Source organism: Kribbella pittospori, from assembly GCF_004331465.1.
GTDB classification, from domain to species: domain Bacteria; phylum Actinomycetota; class Actinomycetes; order Propionibacteriales; family Kribbellaceae; genus Kribbella; species Kribbella pittospori.
Map to the genome: position 1 here is coordinate 853,039 of NZ_SJKB01000001.1, position 15,250 is coordinate 868,288.

Here is a 15,250-nt window from a genome sequence, read left to right on the forward strand (position 1 = left end):
CATGGCTGATGCGGTGCGGATGGGTGTTGTTGGGGCGGGGAGCATCTCGGTGCGGGGGCTTCTTCCGCATTTGGGGCAGGCGGATCTGGCGGGCCAGGTGAAGCTGGCGGCGGTGTGTGATCCGGTGCCGGGGCGGGCTGAGGCGGCAGCTGAGAAGTTCGGGGTGGAGCAGGGGTTCACGGAGTACGAGGACCTGCTGGCCCGGGGTGACGTCGATGCCGTGACGATTGCTTCGCCGATCGGGTTGCACTACGAGCAGGGCAAGCTGGCGTTGCAGGCCGGGAAGCATGTGCACTTCAACAAGACCATGACGATCACCGTCGCCGAGGCGACGGAGCTCATTGAGCTTGCCGCGGCGAACGATCTGCGGATTGTTGCCTCGCCGGGGGAGATGCTGCGTCCGCATCATGTCCGGACGCGTGAGTTGATTGCCGAGGGTGCCATCGGGACGTTGTCGTGGGTGAGTTGTGGCGCGGCGTTCGGCACCTATCACGAGGACGAGTCGGTGCGCAGCGGCAGCGACGTACTGACGAACATCGATCCGTCTTGGTACTTCCGCAAGCCCGGTGGCGGACCGATGTACGACATGACGGTGTACGGGCTGCACGCCGTGACCGGGATCCTCGGGCCGGCTGAGCGCGTGACGGCGATGTCCGGCGTACGAATCCCCGTCCGGACAAGCGGAGGGACGGATGTACGCACGGACGCCGACGACAACACCATCGTGCTGATCGATTTCGGCGACAACCTGTTCTGCGTCGCGACCGGGACTGCCGCGGGAGGGATGCGAGGCGGCTTCGGCGGTGCGTACTACGGGACGAAGGGGACGATCGACGGCCTGCTGCTCAACGATGAGCCGTTCGACTTCCCCAACCGCAACCCCGCCGAACTCGCGCCGCGTGGGCCAGGCAACCAGGCACTGCTTCCGCACGTGACCGGTGTGCACCGCGAGATCGAGGAGCAGCATGTGTACGAGGACGTCATGCAGTTGGTCGACTGGGTCCGCGAAGGCAAGCCCTCGATCGTCACCGCCGAACACGCGCGCCACGTGATCGACATCATCGAGTCCGCGTACGAAGCCTCCGCAACCGGTCAGACGCAGAACCTCACGACCACGTTCTGACAGATCACGGAGGCCCAAAGGCATCAGCCCTCGCAGCACACCCTGTGCAGCCACTCAGGTTCGTGCCACCAGTAGGTGCTGTCGTGTGAGTGCGCCTGCTCGCGCGTGAGCGGAGTCGGTGCATCAGCAGGAGCCGGTACGGCGGCCGTCGTCCGCGCACCACCGGCGTACGGCGCGAGCAGGTCGTCGACCGTGTGCAGTTTGCCGGCGACCATCACCCGGTCGACCGCGGCGGCGACCCGGATGTCGGCCAGCGGATCGCCGGTGACGAAGGACAGATCCGCCTGGGCGCCGGGTTTGATCACGCCGAGCTTGTCCTCGAGGTTCAACCACCGCGCCGGATTCCGTGTCGCGGTCGTCAGAGCCTCGTACGGCGTGAAGCCGCCGGCGACCATCGATCGCAGGTTGGCGTGCGTTGACACCGCGATGTTGTCGAGCGGGCTGTCGGTGCCGCAGATCACGAATCCGCCGCCGCGGTGAATCCGCAGCACCATGTCGACGTTCCCACGCAGCAGTTCGCGTGTCGTCACGCCCGCCGGTCCGGCCGCTGTGTTGACCTCGGTCTGCAGAGCGGCGTACTCCCAGGTCGGGAACAGCGTGGTCGTACGTCGGTCGGTCAGCAGCGATGGATCGTCGACATGCGCCATCGTCGAGTTGAACAGCGTCGGCGTGACCGACAGCCCGGCCTTGGTGAACAGCGTGACGACATCGGCGTACGCGCGACCCAGCCGGCTGACCGTGTGCGAGTACCCCAGCCGGTTCGTCGCGCCGGTATGCTCCATTCCATCCATGCCGAGGTGCTCGGCCGGGTAGAGGTAATGCGACGACAGTTGCAGTCCGAGTCGGTGGACGGCGGCGATCGCGCGACGCTGGTAGTCGATCGGCAAGCGCACATACGTCTTCACCAGGTCGTACGCAAGACCCTCGACCCGGTCGAGTTCCAGACCGAGTTGCCGCACCGACAGCGTCGGCCGCATGAAGTTGTAGTAGACCCGCGACCCGTCGATCGCCTCACCGGTCGCGAAGTACCGCGGCCCGACCAACGATCCGTGGGCGAGCGCCTCCCGCGTCTCCTGCATCTGGTACGCCGGATCGCCGGGCGACCGCGTGCTTGTGATGCCGTACGACAACCACAGGTTGCCCTGCCGCGCACCCCACGCCCGCCCGCGCAGATGCCAGTGATTGTGCGCATCGATCAACCCAGGCATCACCGTCAGTTCCGACGCATCGATGTCCGCCCGGCCCTGATGCGGTCGTACGGCGGCAATCCGCGACCCATCCAGTACGACGTCGACGTCGCGGCGCAGCGTGGTCGCGCGGCCGTCCCAGAGGGCGCCGGCGTGGATCGTGATGTGCTGGTTGACAATCGCCCGGCGCCACTGCAGGTCGAGCTTGATCGTCTGCGGGCGAGAGCCGCGCAGACTCGTGCGCCGCAGCCGGCCGTTGTTCAGGTAGAGCAGAGTCTCGTTGTCCTGCCAGACCGGTGAGTCAGTCACCTCATCGGTGATCGCCCTCGGCTCGGCGGTGAACCGGCCGCGTTTGTCGACGGGAGCGACGTACAGCAGGCTCTCGACGACGAAGGCGAGTTGCTTGCCGTCGGGGGAGAAGACCGGGCCGTCGTCGCCGCGGGTGGCCAGTGAGCGGAACGGCATCGGCTCGACGTACTCGAGTGCTGTCGTGGCGACGTCGACGTACAGGAGTTGGCTGGTGCCTTCGCGGAACCGCTTGGAGAACGGCTTGACCGCCGCCAGCACGATCGTCTTCCCGTCCCGGGACCAGCTCACCCGGCCGGGCTGGAACAGCGGCGGCGTCAGCTGCCGGACCTGGCCGGAGGAGAGATCGAGAACCCAGGCGATCCCGTCCTGGTCCTGGTACGCGACCTGCTTCCCGTCGGGGGAGAACCGCGGTGCGGTCTGTGCCCCGGGCAACGACGAGAGCTTGCTGTCGGCACCGGTCTTCAGGTCATGCAGCCAGAGATCCGCGGTCCCGTCCCGATCGCTCGCGTACAGCAGCTTGCTGCCGTCCGGCGAGAAGTCGGGATCCGAGTTGAAGTAGCCATCGGCAACCAGTTGGCGTGGTTGCCCTCGGCCACTCGTTGCCGCCAGCCACAACGCGTTCAGCGACCGGAACGCGATCCACTCGCCGTCCGGCGACACGGCCGGGCAGGCGATGCCGAGTACCGGCCGGCGCGCGGTTGACTCGAGGTCCGGCACCTTCGGCCGTGGCCGCTTCGCCGTCACGGGGACGGTCGCGGTGAACGGTACGACGGTGTGCGCGCCGCCGACGCTATGACGCAGTACGTGTCCGTCGGCGGTGTAGAAGACGTCGTTCGCCGAAGCCCACGAGGGCGGTACGGCGAACACGTCCTTCCCGCTCGTCACCTTCTCCTCGCCGACGACCAGGTCACACACCGGACCCGCCAGCCGGACGTACGCCAGTTGACCAGTGGGAGAATACGCCGGTCCGTACAAAGTAGTCCCGGTCTCTGCGGCGACCAGTGTCGTACGCGCACCGGTGCTGAGGTCGAGTTGGGCGATCGAGGCGGCGTCGACGGTGAAGGCGATCTTCGTGCCATCGGGGGAGACGGCGGGCTCGGCCTCATCGGTCGGGTCGTCGGTGAGGGCGACGATCTTGCCGTCGGACAGGTTGAGCCGGTGGACGCCGTAGCTGCCGTTGCCGCCGCGGTCGGAGGAGAAGACGATCGACCGGCCGTCCGGCGTGAAGTGCGGCTCGCGGTGGTCGTATCTGCCGCTGGTCAGTTGGCGGAGGCCGCGGCCGTCGGGGTCGATTGTCCACAGGTGGAAGTTGCCGTCGCGGTACGACTGGAAGACGATCCGCCGGCCGTCCGGCGACCAGCGTGGTCTGGTCGCGTCCTGCAGGTCGTCGGTCAGCCGGCGCGACTCGCCGCCCGCGGCCGGTGTCACCCAGATCGCGGTGACCAGGTCGAACGCCAGCCAGCGGCCGTCGGGTGAGACCGAGACCATGAAGTTGGTGCCCTCCGACAACAGGGCTTGATTGCCGGCCGCCTGAGCAGGAGAAGTGGCGGAGGTTGTTGTGGTGGTGACCGCGGCCAGACCACCGGTGAGCTGCAGGGCGCGGCGCCGCGAAATGCTCCAGGATCCGGGGGTTGCTGCGTCGTCATGAGGCACGATGCGATTCCAATCCCTAGGGGGCGGTGGGATCTCACACAATCTGCCAGGACCGTCGATAGTCCACGATCCTGACCGGCGGGTTGATCGCCCAACGGCCCGTGCGCTGCGACGAACGGTGAACGTCTATCGTCTGCGCCATGCCTTCCGTGTCTCCCCGGCTCCAGGCGCTCGGCGCCGCCGTGCTCTGCATCGTGATCGCACTCGTCGCCGGGCTCGCGGTGGACAGCCGGCTCGACCGGCACTGGATCCTGCGCGGACTCACTCTCTTCCTGGCGTTGTGTTGCGCCGCCTTGCTGCTCGCCGACCAGACCCGCCGCATCCGTCAGATCGTCACCGCGATCGGTCTGGTGATGTTCGGCCTGGTCATCCCGGTGACTCAGACGACCTGGGCCACGCCACCGGAGATCGACTTCGCTCTCGCGGTAGCCACGGACGCCGAGAACGCAGCCACCAAGGACGCGCGCAGCGCGGTCACCGTCGAGGACGTGAAGAAGGCCGCCGAGTCCCGTGGCGGCGCGATCGGTTCGCTGAAGACTGAGAAGGCCCCTGAAGTCCGCGGCGCCACCGCGTTCCCCCTGATCGTCCGCGCCAAGGCAGACCAGGGCCGTCCGTGGGCCTGCGTATCCTTCGAGCACGGCCTCGACGCAGAGGTCCGCCCCTGCTGATCAGCCGGCGTCCAAACTCGGACCAGGTCCACTTGGTGGGCAATCGATTTCTCAGGGACCCCGACGCGGCCTAGGGTCGCGGTATGACTCTTGGGAATCTGTCCGGCATCAGCGCGCTCGCCGACGTCGAATCGCGGTCCATCAGTGCGGAGAACCCGACCGGCGAGCCCGGGCAGGGCGGCCGACGGACCGAGGGGACCGGTGCCCGCGCGGCCCGGGATCTCGGTCAGGGCTGGAAGGTGTCGCCGTCGATCGAGATCGGCCCGGGCGAGACCGCGACGCTCGCGGACATCGCCGGTTCGGGTTGCATCACGCACATCTGGCTGACCACGCACGTCGACCACTGGCGTCGGCTGGTGCTGCGCGCACACTGGGACGGCGACGAGGCGCCCGCGATCGAGACACCGGTCGGCGACTTCTTCTGCTCCGGCTGGGGCAAGTTCGCCCAGGTCAACTCACTGCCGGTGGCGGTGAACCCGAACGGCGGCTTCAACTGCTACTGGGAGATGCCGTTCGCCGAGCAGGCCACCATCACGTTGGAGAACACGCACGACGAGAAGGTTGTCGTGTACTTCCAGGTGGACTACTGGCTGGGCGCCGTACCGGACAAGTCGGCGTACCTGCATGCGCAGTGGCGGCGGAGCAACCCGCTGCAGTCGAAGACCGTGCACACGCTGCTGGACGGTGTCGAGGGCCCGGGCCACTACGTCGGGACGTACGTCGCCTGGGGTGTCAACAGCACCGGCTGGTGGGGTGAGGGCGAGGTGAAGTTCTACCTCGACGGCGACGACGAGTTCCCGACCATCTGCGGTACCGGGACCGAGGACTACTTCGGCGGCGCGTGGAACTTCGACGTACCTCACCTCGGCGGCTACACCGAGTTCAGTACGCCGTACCTCGGCATGCCGCAGTTGATCCGGCCGGACGGGCAGTACGCGAGCCAGCAGCGGTTCGGGATGTACCGCTTCCACCTGCCAGACCCGATCCGGTTCAAGGAGAAGCTGCGCGTCGACGTACAGGCCCTCGGCTGGCGGTCGGGCGGCCGCTATCTGCCGCTGCAGGACGACATCGCGTCGACCGCCTTCTTCTACTCGGCCAAGACGAGTACGGCGCGCCCAGAGGCGCCGGTGCACGACGTGATGGAGATCTGCTAGCCAGGAATAGGTAGCGATCTGTGCAAGGCCGCGCCGGTGAGGACGACCAGGGCCGAGGTCCAGCCCAGGGGAGCCTCGCCGGCCGGCTCCAGATCGCGATTGACCTTCTCCGGCAACGCGCCGGATCTGGTCCGGTAGCGATCGAGCCAGGACAGCAACGACTCGGCGGTCGCCCGATCTCCGCGGGCAGCCGCGCTCAACGCGAACAGTGCCGTCTGCGGCGTCCACGCGACGCCGTCGGTCCGCCAGTCCTCACCCGGCGTCACGCCGCCGTTGGGCTGCGTCAGTACGCCGCGAGTCCGCTCGATCGCCGTGGATACGACCTCGCGGGCTGGAGCGAACGGTGGTCCGAGCACCGTGACGATCGCATCGGCACCACCACCGATCCCGATCGGCTCGAGACCGGGCTCGAGGAAGCTCACCGCGCGCGCCGGTGTCCGGGGGTAGTCGGGCCCGAAGGCGCGGTCTGTTGCTGTGGACAACTTGTCGAGTGCGGTCCGCCAGCGTGCGGCCTCGGCATCATGCTTCTGCTCCGTGGCGATCAGGATAGCGGAGCGGAGGCCGGTGAGCAGCGGAGCGACAATGCCCAGCGTCACCTTCGACTCGGGACGTTCCCAGTAATCGGGGGACGGCGCAGGCAGTCCGTCCGGGGTCAGCTCGGCCACAATCTCGTCGGCGGACTCGCGGACCAGATCCCAGTACTTGCCACCGGCCCGGCAGAACCAGGCTGCCCAGAGCACCCATCCGGAACCGTCCAGCTGCGGCTCACGCCCGTCGCGGATCAGCTCGCCGGTCGCGGAGTACCGCGCTTCCCAGCGGCCGGACGACGGCCTGATGCCGTCGAGGAAACGCAGCACCCGGTCGGCTTGGTCATACTGTCCGACCGAGCACCGTGCCGCTGCGACGAACGACGCGTCGCGGGGCCAGACGAACCGCCAAGGCCCGTCCCAGCCCGCCAGGGTGGCGCCGCTGGGGAGGGTGAGCGCATCGAGGTCGGCGATCGCGTGCTGCATGAGGTCGCCGCCGGCCGCACCAACCGACAAGGCCCCGTGGGCCGGTACGCCGTCGGCGACGAGCCGCGGCTGCGGGTTGCGCACGAGGTTGTTCGCCGTACCGGCAGCCAGGATCGCCAGCAGGACGACGATCACGACGGCCGGAAACCACCGGTCCCGTCGCGTGCTGTCGTCCCGCATCGTTCCCCCTACTGGGCCAGGTGTTGCACTTCCGCCTCGAACTTGCGCCGCGGTGCGAGCTCGACCAAGTACATCGCTGACACGACCAATGCGCCACCTACCAGCATGCGCCATGTCACGCTCTCGGACCCGAACAGGACCGCGAATCCGGACGCGAACACCGGCTCCATCGTCATCGCGATGGCCGCGCGGGTCGGGGTGAGATGCGCCTGTGCCCAGGTCTGCACGATCAGCGCGAGCGCTCCGGCGACCAGGGCCATGTAGATCACACTGACCCAGTCGCCGCCGCTGCCCGGGAGCGAGAAACCGCCGGGCAGCGCGCCGATCGCGCAGACCGCTGTGATGACGATCATCTGCAGCGAGGACAAGCCGAAGGCGTTCTGTGGAGTGGACCAGGCGCCCAGCCCGATGATGTGCAGGGCGTACAGCCCCGCGGAGGCCAGAGTCAGCAGCTCGCCGGTGCCCATGCTGAGGCCGTTCAGCGACAGGACGCCGAGCCCGGCAGTGGCGAGAAACACAGCGACCCAGGCCCAGCGGCCGATCTTGTGCCGGAGGATGACCGCGGCCAGCAGCGGCGTGAAGACGACGTACATCCCGGTGACGAACCCGGACACGCTCGCCGAGGTGTGCCGCAGGCCTTCGGTCTGGACCAGCTGGGCGATGCCGTAGGTGATGCCGAGGGCAACGGCCCGGCCGCGGTCGAGCCGGCTCAGCCGGGAGATCGCCGGCGGGTGCACCAGCACGAGTGCGACTGACGCGATCAGGAACCGCAACGCCAGGTAGTCGGCGACGTCCATCCTGGTGAGCAGGTCCTTGGTCAGGAAGAACGTGGATCCCCACGCCGCCGCGACCGCGAGCAGGGCCAGCACGGCCAGACGTGGGTGGTTCACGCCGGACATCTCATCAGACGCCTTGCACAGAAGGCAAAACGGATCAGAGCACGGTGATCACGATGGTGCTGCCGGGCTGGGCCTTCTTGCCGGCGCCCGGGTTCTGCGCCGCGACGATGTTCAGCCCGAGGTTGAACGGCGCCTTCTCCACCTTCACGATGAAGCCCGCGTCGGTGAGGATCTTCTGCGCGTCGGCGAGACTCTTGCGCTTGACGTCCGGAACGTCCTGCAACGGCGGGCCCTTCGACACCACCAGCTGGACCTTGTCCTTGGCGAACAGGGTGCCGGTGTTCGGCGTCTGGCTGATGACGTTGCCTTCGGGCACCTTCTCGTCGTACTGCTCGGTGCGGCCGACCTGCAAGCCGAGCTTGCGCAGCTGCCGGTTCGCGTCCTGGTACGACTTCCCGGTCGTGTCCGGGACGGTGATCGGCTTCTTGCCCTTGCTGACCACGAAGTTGACCGCGTCCCCGGGCTTCACCACCGTGTCGAACTTCGGGCTGAACGCGATCACCCGCCCGGCCGGCACGGTTTCGTTGTACTGCTCGACGATCTGGCCGGCGTTCAGCTTGATCGGGGCCAGCGCATTCTTCGCGGCCTCCAGCTCCAGTCCGGCCAGCTGCGGCACGCGGTACCGCTCCGGGCCCTTGGAGACGGTCAGGCCGATCTCGCCGTTCTTCCGGATCCGGTCGCCCGCGGCGGGGTCGGTCGACACCACCTGACCCTTGGGCACGTTCTCGGAGAAGTCCTGGTTGGCCAGGGTGGTCCGCAGCCCGGCCTTCTCGGCCTCGGCGGCGGCCACGGCCGGGACCATGCTCACCAGGTTGGGCGTGCTCGTGTAGCGGTGGATGCCGTAGTACCAGGCCGCCGTACCGATCCCGATCGCCGCGGCCAGGATGAGGACCAGCGCGACCAGTCCGCGACCCCGGCGCGGCGGCGGCGCCTGCACCCGGGTCGCCGGGCCACCGGTCGGCCGCCCCTTCTCCACCGGTACGACGATCGTGTCGTGGCGCAGGACGTGACCGTTCTCACCCGCCAGAGTCGGTACGTCGCGGGTGTAGCCGTCGTCGTACCCGCTGTCCTGACGGATCTGCTGGATCGGCACGGTCAGGTCGCCGGTGAGCTCCGGGTCGTCCGGCAGACCGTCCTCGAGCGCGCTGCGGACCCGGTGCACCTGCCGGCTCAGCACCCGAGCGTCGGCGGGACGCAGATCCCGGTCCCGAGCCGTCGCACGCTGCACCAGCGCATCGACGTACGGCGGGATGGTCGGCACCTCGAGCGACGGTGCGGGAACGTCGGCGTGCACATGCGCGTACGCGACCTGGATCGGGGTGTCGCCGGAGTGCGGCTTGTTCCCGGTGAGCATCTCGTACAGGAGGATGCCGGAGGAGTAGACGTCCGACCGCGCGTCCGCACTGCCGTCGGTGACGAGCTCTGGCGCCAGATACGACACCGTGCCCATCAGGAGGCCCTGGGTCGCGGTGTTGCCGGTCGCACTGACCGCTCGTGCCAAGCCGAAGTCGGCGACCTTCACCACGCCGTTGTCGGCGATCAGTACGTTCTCGGGCTTGATGTCGCGGTGGACGATGCCCGCGTCGTGAGCGGCGGAGAGCGCGGACAGAATCGGGGCCAGGAGGCCCAGCGCCCGGGCGGGCGGGAGCGGCGCCTGCTCGCGGATCACGTCCCGCAGCGTGCGGCCGGGTATGTACTCCATCGCCAGGAACAGGGTGCCGTCGTCGTCACCCTGGTCGAAGACGGCGACCACGTTCGGGTGCGAGAGCCTGGCGGCGGCCCGGGCTTCGGCAACGAACCGGCGGGCGAACTGGGCGTCGTCGCCGAGTCCGTCGTGCATCACCTTCAGGGCGACGGTCCGGTCCAGCCGCATGTCGAGCGCCTGGTAGACGGTGGCCATGCCGCCCTTCGCGACACGCGCGCCCACGCGGTACCGTCCGTCGAGCACTCGCCCGACGAGGCGGTCGCTGACCTGCGTGTCCACGTCGTCCGTCACTTGCGGTGAGCCGCCTCTCGAAGCCGTCCTGCTCTGAGAGTGTAGATAAGGGCTCAGCGTGACGGCGCCAGGCTCACCGCAGTGGGTCCCAGCCGCGTTCCAGCTGTGCCTTGATCCGGAGCACGTTCTTCACATACAGCTTGGTGTCCGGGTACATGCCGTTCTTCGTGACCCCGCCGAGGCCCTGGTAGTACCCCGCCACCGCGATATCGAGCTTCGCGGCGCCGGTCAACCGGTCCAGCAGCACCACTCCGGCGGTGACGTTGTCCTGCGGCTTGAGCAGGTCCAGGCTGCGCCCGACGATGCTGGACACGAACCGTCCCGTCGACGGGATCACCTGCATCGCGCCGACCGCGTTGGCGGGGGAGACAACCCGCTGCTTCCACCCCGACTCCTGCCAGCTGACGGCCAGCGCCAGTTCCGGGTCGACGCCGTACCGCTTCGAGGTGCTGACGATCAGGCTGCGCATCTGCGTCCGGGTCGGCAGCTTGCGCTTCTTCAGGGCCGCCCGGTTGCGGTTGGCCTGGGCGACGATGTGGTCCGCGTAGGTGCGGCCGGCGAAGGTGTTGTCCTTCGTCTTGGCCGGTGCCTTGGCCTTGGGCTTCGGCTTGATGGTGACCGGTACCTGCAGCGGTTTCCCGGCGTAGATGCGGTCGCTGACCTTCAATCCGTTGGCCGCCAGCAGATTCGCCTGCGAGCACCGGAACCGCTTGGCGATCTTCGTGATCGTGTCGCCCGGCTTCACCACATAGGTGACCCGGCCGCCCGCGATCGTGCGCCTGGTCGGGTGGCCGGAGGCGGTCCTGGCCTTCTGGCCCGGGACCTTGAGGGTCTCGCCGGCGTAGATCGCGTTCCCGTTGCCAGGGAGATTGTTCAGGGCAACCAGGGCCTTGACCGTGGTCCCGTACCGAGCGGCGATGTGGCTGAGAGTGTCGCCGTCCTTGACTTTGTACGCCCCGAAGCCGGGGGAACCTGCGGTGATCACCGCGGCGGCCAGCACTGGAACGGCGAGCCCGGTCACTATCCGTACGACGTTACGCATCGATCCATCTCCCCGTGTGAGCGTCTCTTGACCGTAAGTGCTGGTACGGATGTGACAACAGGGGCGAATGGGGTGCTTGTTACGCCTGTAACTCAATGTTTACAATTCAAAGCTGAACTACATCAATGTAGTTCACAAACCGATGTTGCCCAGGGCAACCGCCGGTCTACCGCACCGCTACAGCGCGGCGCGTCCTTCCAACGGTGACGAGGGATTCGCGTGGTAGCGCTTCGGGATCCGGCCCGCGCGCCGTGCGTTGCGTCCGGCAACTACCGCGTCGCGCATCGCGGCGGCCATCAACGCAGGGTGCTCGGCCCGGGTGACCGCGGTCGCCAGCAGCACCGCGTCACAGCCCAGCTCCATCGCCAGCGCGGCATCGCTCGCCGTACCGATGCCGGCATCGAGAACGACGGGTACGTCGAGCTCGTCGACGATCATGCTGATGTTGTGCGGGTTGCGGATGCCCAGACCGGACCCGATCGGGGAGCCCAGTGGCATCACGGCCGCACACCCGGCCTGGGCTAGCCGGCGGGCAAGGATCGGATCGTCGTTGGTGTAGGCGAGCACCTGGAATCCGTCGTCCACCAACTGCTCGGCCGCGTCCAGCAACTCGACCGGATCGGGGAGCAACGTGTGGTCGTCGGCGACGACCTCCAGCTTGACCAGGTCGGTGTGGAACGCTTCCCGGGCCAGCCGCGCGGTCAGTACCGCCTCGCCGGCGGTGAAGCAGCCGGCCGTGTTCGGCAGGACGGCGATGTCGTGCTTGCGCAGTACGTCGAGGACCGAGCCTTGCTGGCTCGGGTCGAGGCGGCGGAGGGCGACCGTTGTCAGCTGCGTCCCGGACGCCACCAGAGCCTCTTCCAGTACCTCGAGACTGGGCGCACCGCCCGTCCCCATCACCAACCGCGACGTGAGCTCGCGTCCGGCAATCAGCAAGGTGTCATCGCTCATGACCTCACCTTAGGTGCTCGGCGGACTGGCCGAACCTACTGCCCAGGAACGGCTTTCCGAGCTCCGGCAGTACGCCGGTGCGGACCGTCTCGGCGATGATCTGCGCCGTGATCGGAGTCAGCAGTACGCCGTTGCGGTAGTGACCGGTCGCCCACAGCAACCCGTCCAGACCGGACGGCCCGAGGATCGGTGCGTTGTCCGGTGTGGCCGGCCGGAGCCCCGCTATGGACTCCACCAGTTCCAGCTCGTCCGTGATCGGGAGGACGGTCCGTGCGTCCCGCAGCAGCGTGAAGACGCCGCCTGCGAGCACACGCGTGTCATAGCCGAGCTCACTGGTGGTCGCACCAACGACAAGTTCACCGTTGGGTCGCGGCACCAGGTAGACCGAGAAGCCACGTGCCGTTGCGCGCACAGTGTGCTTCAGCGCCGGACGGTAGGCCTCCGGCACCCGGAGTCGCAGCACCTCACCCTTCACCGGACGCACCGGCGGCCGGAGCTCATCGGGAATGCCTTCCAACTGCGACGACCAAGGCCCAGTCGCACCTATCACGTGCGCAGCCCGCACGGTGTCGCCGTCGTCCAGTTGTACGCCGACAGCCGTTGTACCTGCTGTGATGACGTGGGACACGCGCTGGCGGATCACGGTGGCGCCGGAGAGTTCGACTGCGCGGAGGAGGGCGGCGACTGCCTGGCGGTTGTCGACCGAGTGGTCGCCTGGCACCCACACACCGCCGGAGACGCCGGTTGCCAGTAGGGGCTCGCGTTTGCGGGCGTCTCGGCCGGACAGCTCTTCGACGTCCAGACCGAGTCGGCGCTGGTAGTCGGCCAGTCTGCGCAGCGCTGCCGCGTCGTCGACGTCGTACGCCACTGACAACGTGCCGGTCTGGTGGAGGCCTGCGGGCAGACCGGTCAACTCTTCGAGCTCGGCCGCGAACGTCGGCCAGGCGGCCACGCTGGCGAGGTTGAGAGCCAGCAGGTCGTCTTCGCCGTACTCGACTTCGGTGACCGGTGCGAGCATGCCGGCGGCGACGGTGGAGGTCTGGCTGCCTGGTGTCGGGTCGCATACCGTCACCTGGATACCGTCTGCCGCAAGGCGCCAGGCGGTCGCCAGACCGATCAGCCCGGCGCCGATCACCACCACATCGGACGTGTGCTCAGGCATGCCCTAAAGCCTACGTCCAGCAAGACATGGCAGGCTTTGCGGTGTGACTGAGCACACCGATCGCCTGGCAGACGCCCACCTCTACCTCTGCACGGACGCCCGAGAGAAGCAGGGTGACCTCGGACAGTTCCTGGACGCCGCGCTGGCCGGTGGCGTGGACATCGTGCAGCTCCGGCAGAAGGAGATGGAGGCGGCCGACGAACTGGCCGCGCTGGAGGTGTTCGCGGACGCCTGCAAGCGGCACGGCAAGCTGCTGGCGGTCAATGACCGGGCGGACATCGCGTTCGCGTCCAGGGCCGACGTACTGCATCTCGGCCAGCGGGACCTGCCGGTGCACGCCGCGCGAGCCATCACTGGACCGGACCCGATCATCGGGCGGTCGACCCACACGTTCAGCCAGGTGAACGCCGTGGTGGCCGAGCAGGGATCCGACTACTTCTGCGTCGGTCCGACCTGGGAGACCCCGACTAAGCCCGGTCGTCAGGCAGCCGGTCTGGATCTCGTCTCGTACGCCGCCAGCCGGCCGCAGTCCAAGCCCTGGTTCGCGATCGGCGGTATCGATCTCGACCGGCTCGACCAGGTCATCGAGGCCGGTGCCACCCGCGTGGTCGTCGTCCGTGCCATCACCGAGGCAGACGATCCGGAGGCGGCGGCCGCCGAGTTCAGCCGTCGGCTGCGGGGTGCCGGGTGATCAACAACCCGAAGACCGCGCGGATCATCGCCGCGATCGTGATCGCCATGCTGGTGATCACGTTGGCCGCGTCGCTGTTCGGGTGCGCCGCGACCAAGCCCTCGGCCGCGACGAGCACCGATCCGGACAGCGGTCTTCGGATCGTCGCGGTGGCGGACCTGCCGAAGGAGGCGCAGGACACGCTGAAGCTGATCGACGCGGGCGGGCCGTACCCGTACAGCCGCGACGGCGTCGTGTTCGGCAACCTCGAGAAGATCCTGCCGAAGCACGACCGCGGCTACTACCACGAGTACACGGTGAAGACGCCGGGCGAGAAGGACCGTGGTGCCCGCCGGGTCGTGACCGGCACCGGCGGCGAGCGTTACTACTCGGATGACCACTACGAGTCGTTCCGCCGGATCGCGGAAGACGGGGGCACCGAGGGATGACCGACCTGCTGACGCTGTTGACCGACGGGGTGCGCCCCGGCGTCTACCGCTGGCAGTCGGACCACACGCCGGACCAGGTACGCCGTGACGTCGCGGCCGCAGGCTGGGACTTCGTGTTGCTGGACACCAGCGACGTCACCGACAAGGCCGGCTTCCTGGACCAGTGCGCGACCGCCTTCGACCTGCCGCGCTGGTTCGGCCGGAACTGGGACGCGCTGGCCGACTCGCTGAGCGACCACTCCACGGGTGCGCCCGAGATCGTCCTCTGGGAAGGCCTGCACCACCTGCTCGAGCACGACCACGACACCGTCGACGTCGCGCTCCAGATCTTCGCCGAGGACATCACGAACTCCGGCCAGCTGCGCGTTCTGGTCCGTGAGCCTTCGGCCGTGACCACGCCGGACCTGATCAGGTCGCTACCCGCCCTGTAGCCGATCGGCGAGCTCGTCCAGCTCGGGGACGAAGACCACCGTCCGCCCGCGGTTGCTCTCCCGGACCCAGTCCCGCAACGGCTTGCTGTTCGCGAGCCGGTCCGTCAGGTCCCCGACCACCGCGAACCCCACGCCGTACTGGACGAACTTCTGCGTGATCGCGCCCGCCCGTCCGGTCCGCAGGTCGAAGAACTCGTCCCCGAGCAGGTCCGCCTCCAGAGCGACCCACGTCGCGTCGTGGTCGTAGACCGCCTGCGAGATCAGGTCCACCGCGCCCCGCTCGTCCACCACGGCGCTGTCGCTGACGTACACCCGAACCCCGCCTACTTCCTCAACCACTCCAGCACCTCTCGTCTCGGACGT

Annotated in this window: 14 protein-coding genes; 6 read left to right on the top strand and 8 right to left on the bottom strand. The window is 68.2% G+C overall.

The window, feature by feature from the left end:
- The first annotated feature begins 1 nt into the window (after position 1).
- A complete protein-coding gene (locus E0H73_RS03895) occupies positions 2–1,123 on the top strand; it encodes a Gfo/Idh/MocA family protein (protein ID WP_131351301.1) in 1,122 nt (373 codons plus the stop codon).
- Between the two features lie 23 nt (positions 1,124–1,146).
- On the opposite strand, the gene E0H73_RS03900 is transcribed toward E0H73_RS03895, so the two are convergent.
- Positions 1,147–4,272, bottom strand: a complete 3,126-nt coding sequence (locus E0H73_RS03900) for a DPP IV N-terminal domain-containing protein (protein ID WP_131351304.1) — start codon at positions 4,270–4,272, stop codon at positions 1,147–1,149.
- Between the two features lie 140 nt (positions 4,273–4,412).
- Between E0H73_RS03900 and E0H73_RS03905 the strand changes: the two genes are divergently transcribed.
- Both E0H73_RS03905 and E0H73_RS03910 read left to right on the top strand, forming a co-directional pair.
- On the top strand, positions 4,413–4,940 hold the full coding sequence (locus E0H73_RS03905) for a hypothetical protein (RefSeq protein ID WP_165555479.1): 528 nt from the start codon (positions 4,413–4,415) through the stop codon (positions 4,938–4,940).
- 83 nt (positions 4,941–5,023) lie between these two features.
- A complete protein-coding gene (locus tag E0H73_RS03910; RefSeq protein WP_131351307.1) occupies positions 5,024–6,094 on the top strand; it encodes a glycoside hydrolase family 172 protein in 1,071 nt (356 codons plus the stop codon).
- Here E0H73_RS03910 and E0H73_RS03915 read toward each other — a convergent pair.
- From E0H73_RS03915 to thiO, 6 genes are all read right to left on the bottom strand, one after another.
- Entirely contained in the window at positions 6,091–7,287 is a 1,197-nt protein-coding gene (locus E0H73_RS03915) for a glycoside hydrolase family 15 protein (RefSeq protein ID WP_131351310.1), read from the bottom strand. The two genes, E0H73_RS03910 and E0H73_RS03915, sit on opposite strands and share 4 nt — an antisense overlap.
- Before the next feature lie 8 nt (positions 7,288–7,295).
- Entirely contained in the window at positions 7,296–8,177 is an 882-nt protein-coding gene (locus tag E0H73_RS03920) for a DMT family transporter (protein ID WP_238163788.1), read from the bottom strand.
- A gap of 43 nt (positions 8,178–8,220) precedes the next feature.
- Positions 8,221–10,182, bottom strand: a complete 1,962-nt coding sequence (gene pknB, locus E0H73_RS03925) for a Stk1 family PASTA domain-containing Ser/Thr kinase (RefSeq protein ID WP_131351316.1) — start codon at positions 10,180–10,182, stop codon at positions 8,221–8,223.
- A 73-nt stretch (positions 10,183–10,255) separates the two neighbouring features.
- Entirely contained in the window at positions 10,256–11,224 is a 969-nt protein-coding gene (locus E0H73_RS03930; RefSeq protein WP_131351319.1) for a LysM peptidoglycan-binding domain-containing protein, read from the bottom strand.
- Positions 11,225–11,401: 177 nt separating this feature from the next.
- Positions 11,402–12,175, bottom strand: a complete 774-nt coding sequence (locus E0H73_RS03935) for a thiazole synthase (RefSeq protein WP_131351322.1) — start codon at positions 12,173–12,175, stop codon at positions 11,402–11,404.
- A gap of 4 nt (positions 12,176–12,179) precedes the next feature.
- Positions 12,180–13,337 (bottom strand): glycine oxidase ThiO, encoded by a 1,158-nt coding sequence (gene thiO, locus E0H73_RS03940; RefSeq protein ID WP_131351325.1) that lies wholly within the window; start codon positions 13,335–13,337, stop codon positions 12,180–12,182.
- A gap of 43 nt (positions 13,338–13,380) precedes the next feature.
- Here thiO and thiE point away from each other — a divergent pair, with 43 nt between their 5' ends.
- The 3 genes from thiE to E0H73_RS03955 are packed head-to-tail and all read left to right on the top strand — an operon-like array spanning position 13,381 to position 14,887.
- Entirely contained in the window at positions 13,381–14,028 is a 648-nt protein-coding gene (thiE, locus tag E0H73_RS03945; protein WP_131351328.1) for a thiamine phosphate synthase, read from the top strand.
- Positions 14,025–14,456, top strand: a complete 432-nt coding sequence (locus E0H73_RS03950; RefSeq protein WP_202867188.1) for a guanyl-specific ribonuclease — start codon at positions 14,025–14,027, stop codon at positions 14,454–14,456. The genes thiE and E0H73_RS03950 overlap by 4 nt, the downstream gene beginning before the upstream one ends.
- Positions 14,453–14,887, top strand: coding sequence for a barstar family protein (locus E0H73_RS03955; RefSeq protein ID WP_131351331.1), 435 nt, complete (start codon positions 14,453–14,455; stop codon positions 14,885–14,887). Before E0H73_RS03950 ends, E0H73_RS03955 begins: the two co-directional genes overlap by 4 nt.
- On the opposite strand, the gene E0H73_RS03960 is transcribed toward E0H73_RS03955, so the two are convergent.
- Positions 14,873–15,226, bottom strand: a complete 354-nt coding sequence (locus tag E0H73_RS03960) for a DUF4180 domain-containing protein (protein ID WP_238163789.1) — start codon at positions 15,224–15,226, stop codon at positions 14,873–14,875. The genes E0H73_RS03955 and E0H73_RS03960 overlap by 15 nt on opposite strands.
- Between the last annotated feature and the right edge of the window lie 24 nt (positions 15,227–15,250).

Coding starts and splice junctions, on each gene's coding strand:
- E0H73_RS03915 (WP_131351310.1), bottom strand. CDS start 7,287: ATGCGGGACGACAGCACGCGACGGGACCGGTGGTTTCCGGCCGTCGTG.
- thiO (WP_131351325.1), bottom strand. CDS start 13,337: ATGCCTGAGCACACGTCCGATGTGGTGGTGATCGGCGCCGGGCTGATC.
- E0H73_RS03930 (WP_131351319.1), bottom strand. CDS start 11,224: ATGCGTAACGTCGTACGGATAGTGACCGGGCTCGCCGTTCCAGTGCTG.
- E0H73_RS03895 (WP_131351301.1), top strand. CDS start 2: ATGGCTGATGCGGTGCGGATGGGTGTTGTTGGGGCGGGGAGCATCTCG.
- E0H73_RS03935 (WP_131351322.1), bottom strand. CDS start 12,175: ATGAGCGATGACACCTTGCTGATTGCCGGACGCGAGCTCACGTCGCGG.
- E0H73_RS03955 (WP_131351331.1), top strand. CDS start 14,453: ATGACCGACCTGCTGACGCTGTTGACCGACGGGGTGCGCCCCGGCGTC.
- E0H73_RS03910 (WP_131351307.1), top strand. CDS start 5,024: ATGACTCTTGGGAATCTGTCCGGCATCAGCGCGCTCGCCGACGTCGAA.
- E0H73_RS03905 (WP_165555479.1), top strand. CDS start 4,413: ATGCCTTCCGTGTCTCCCCGGCTCCAGGCGCTCGGCGCCGCCGTGCTC.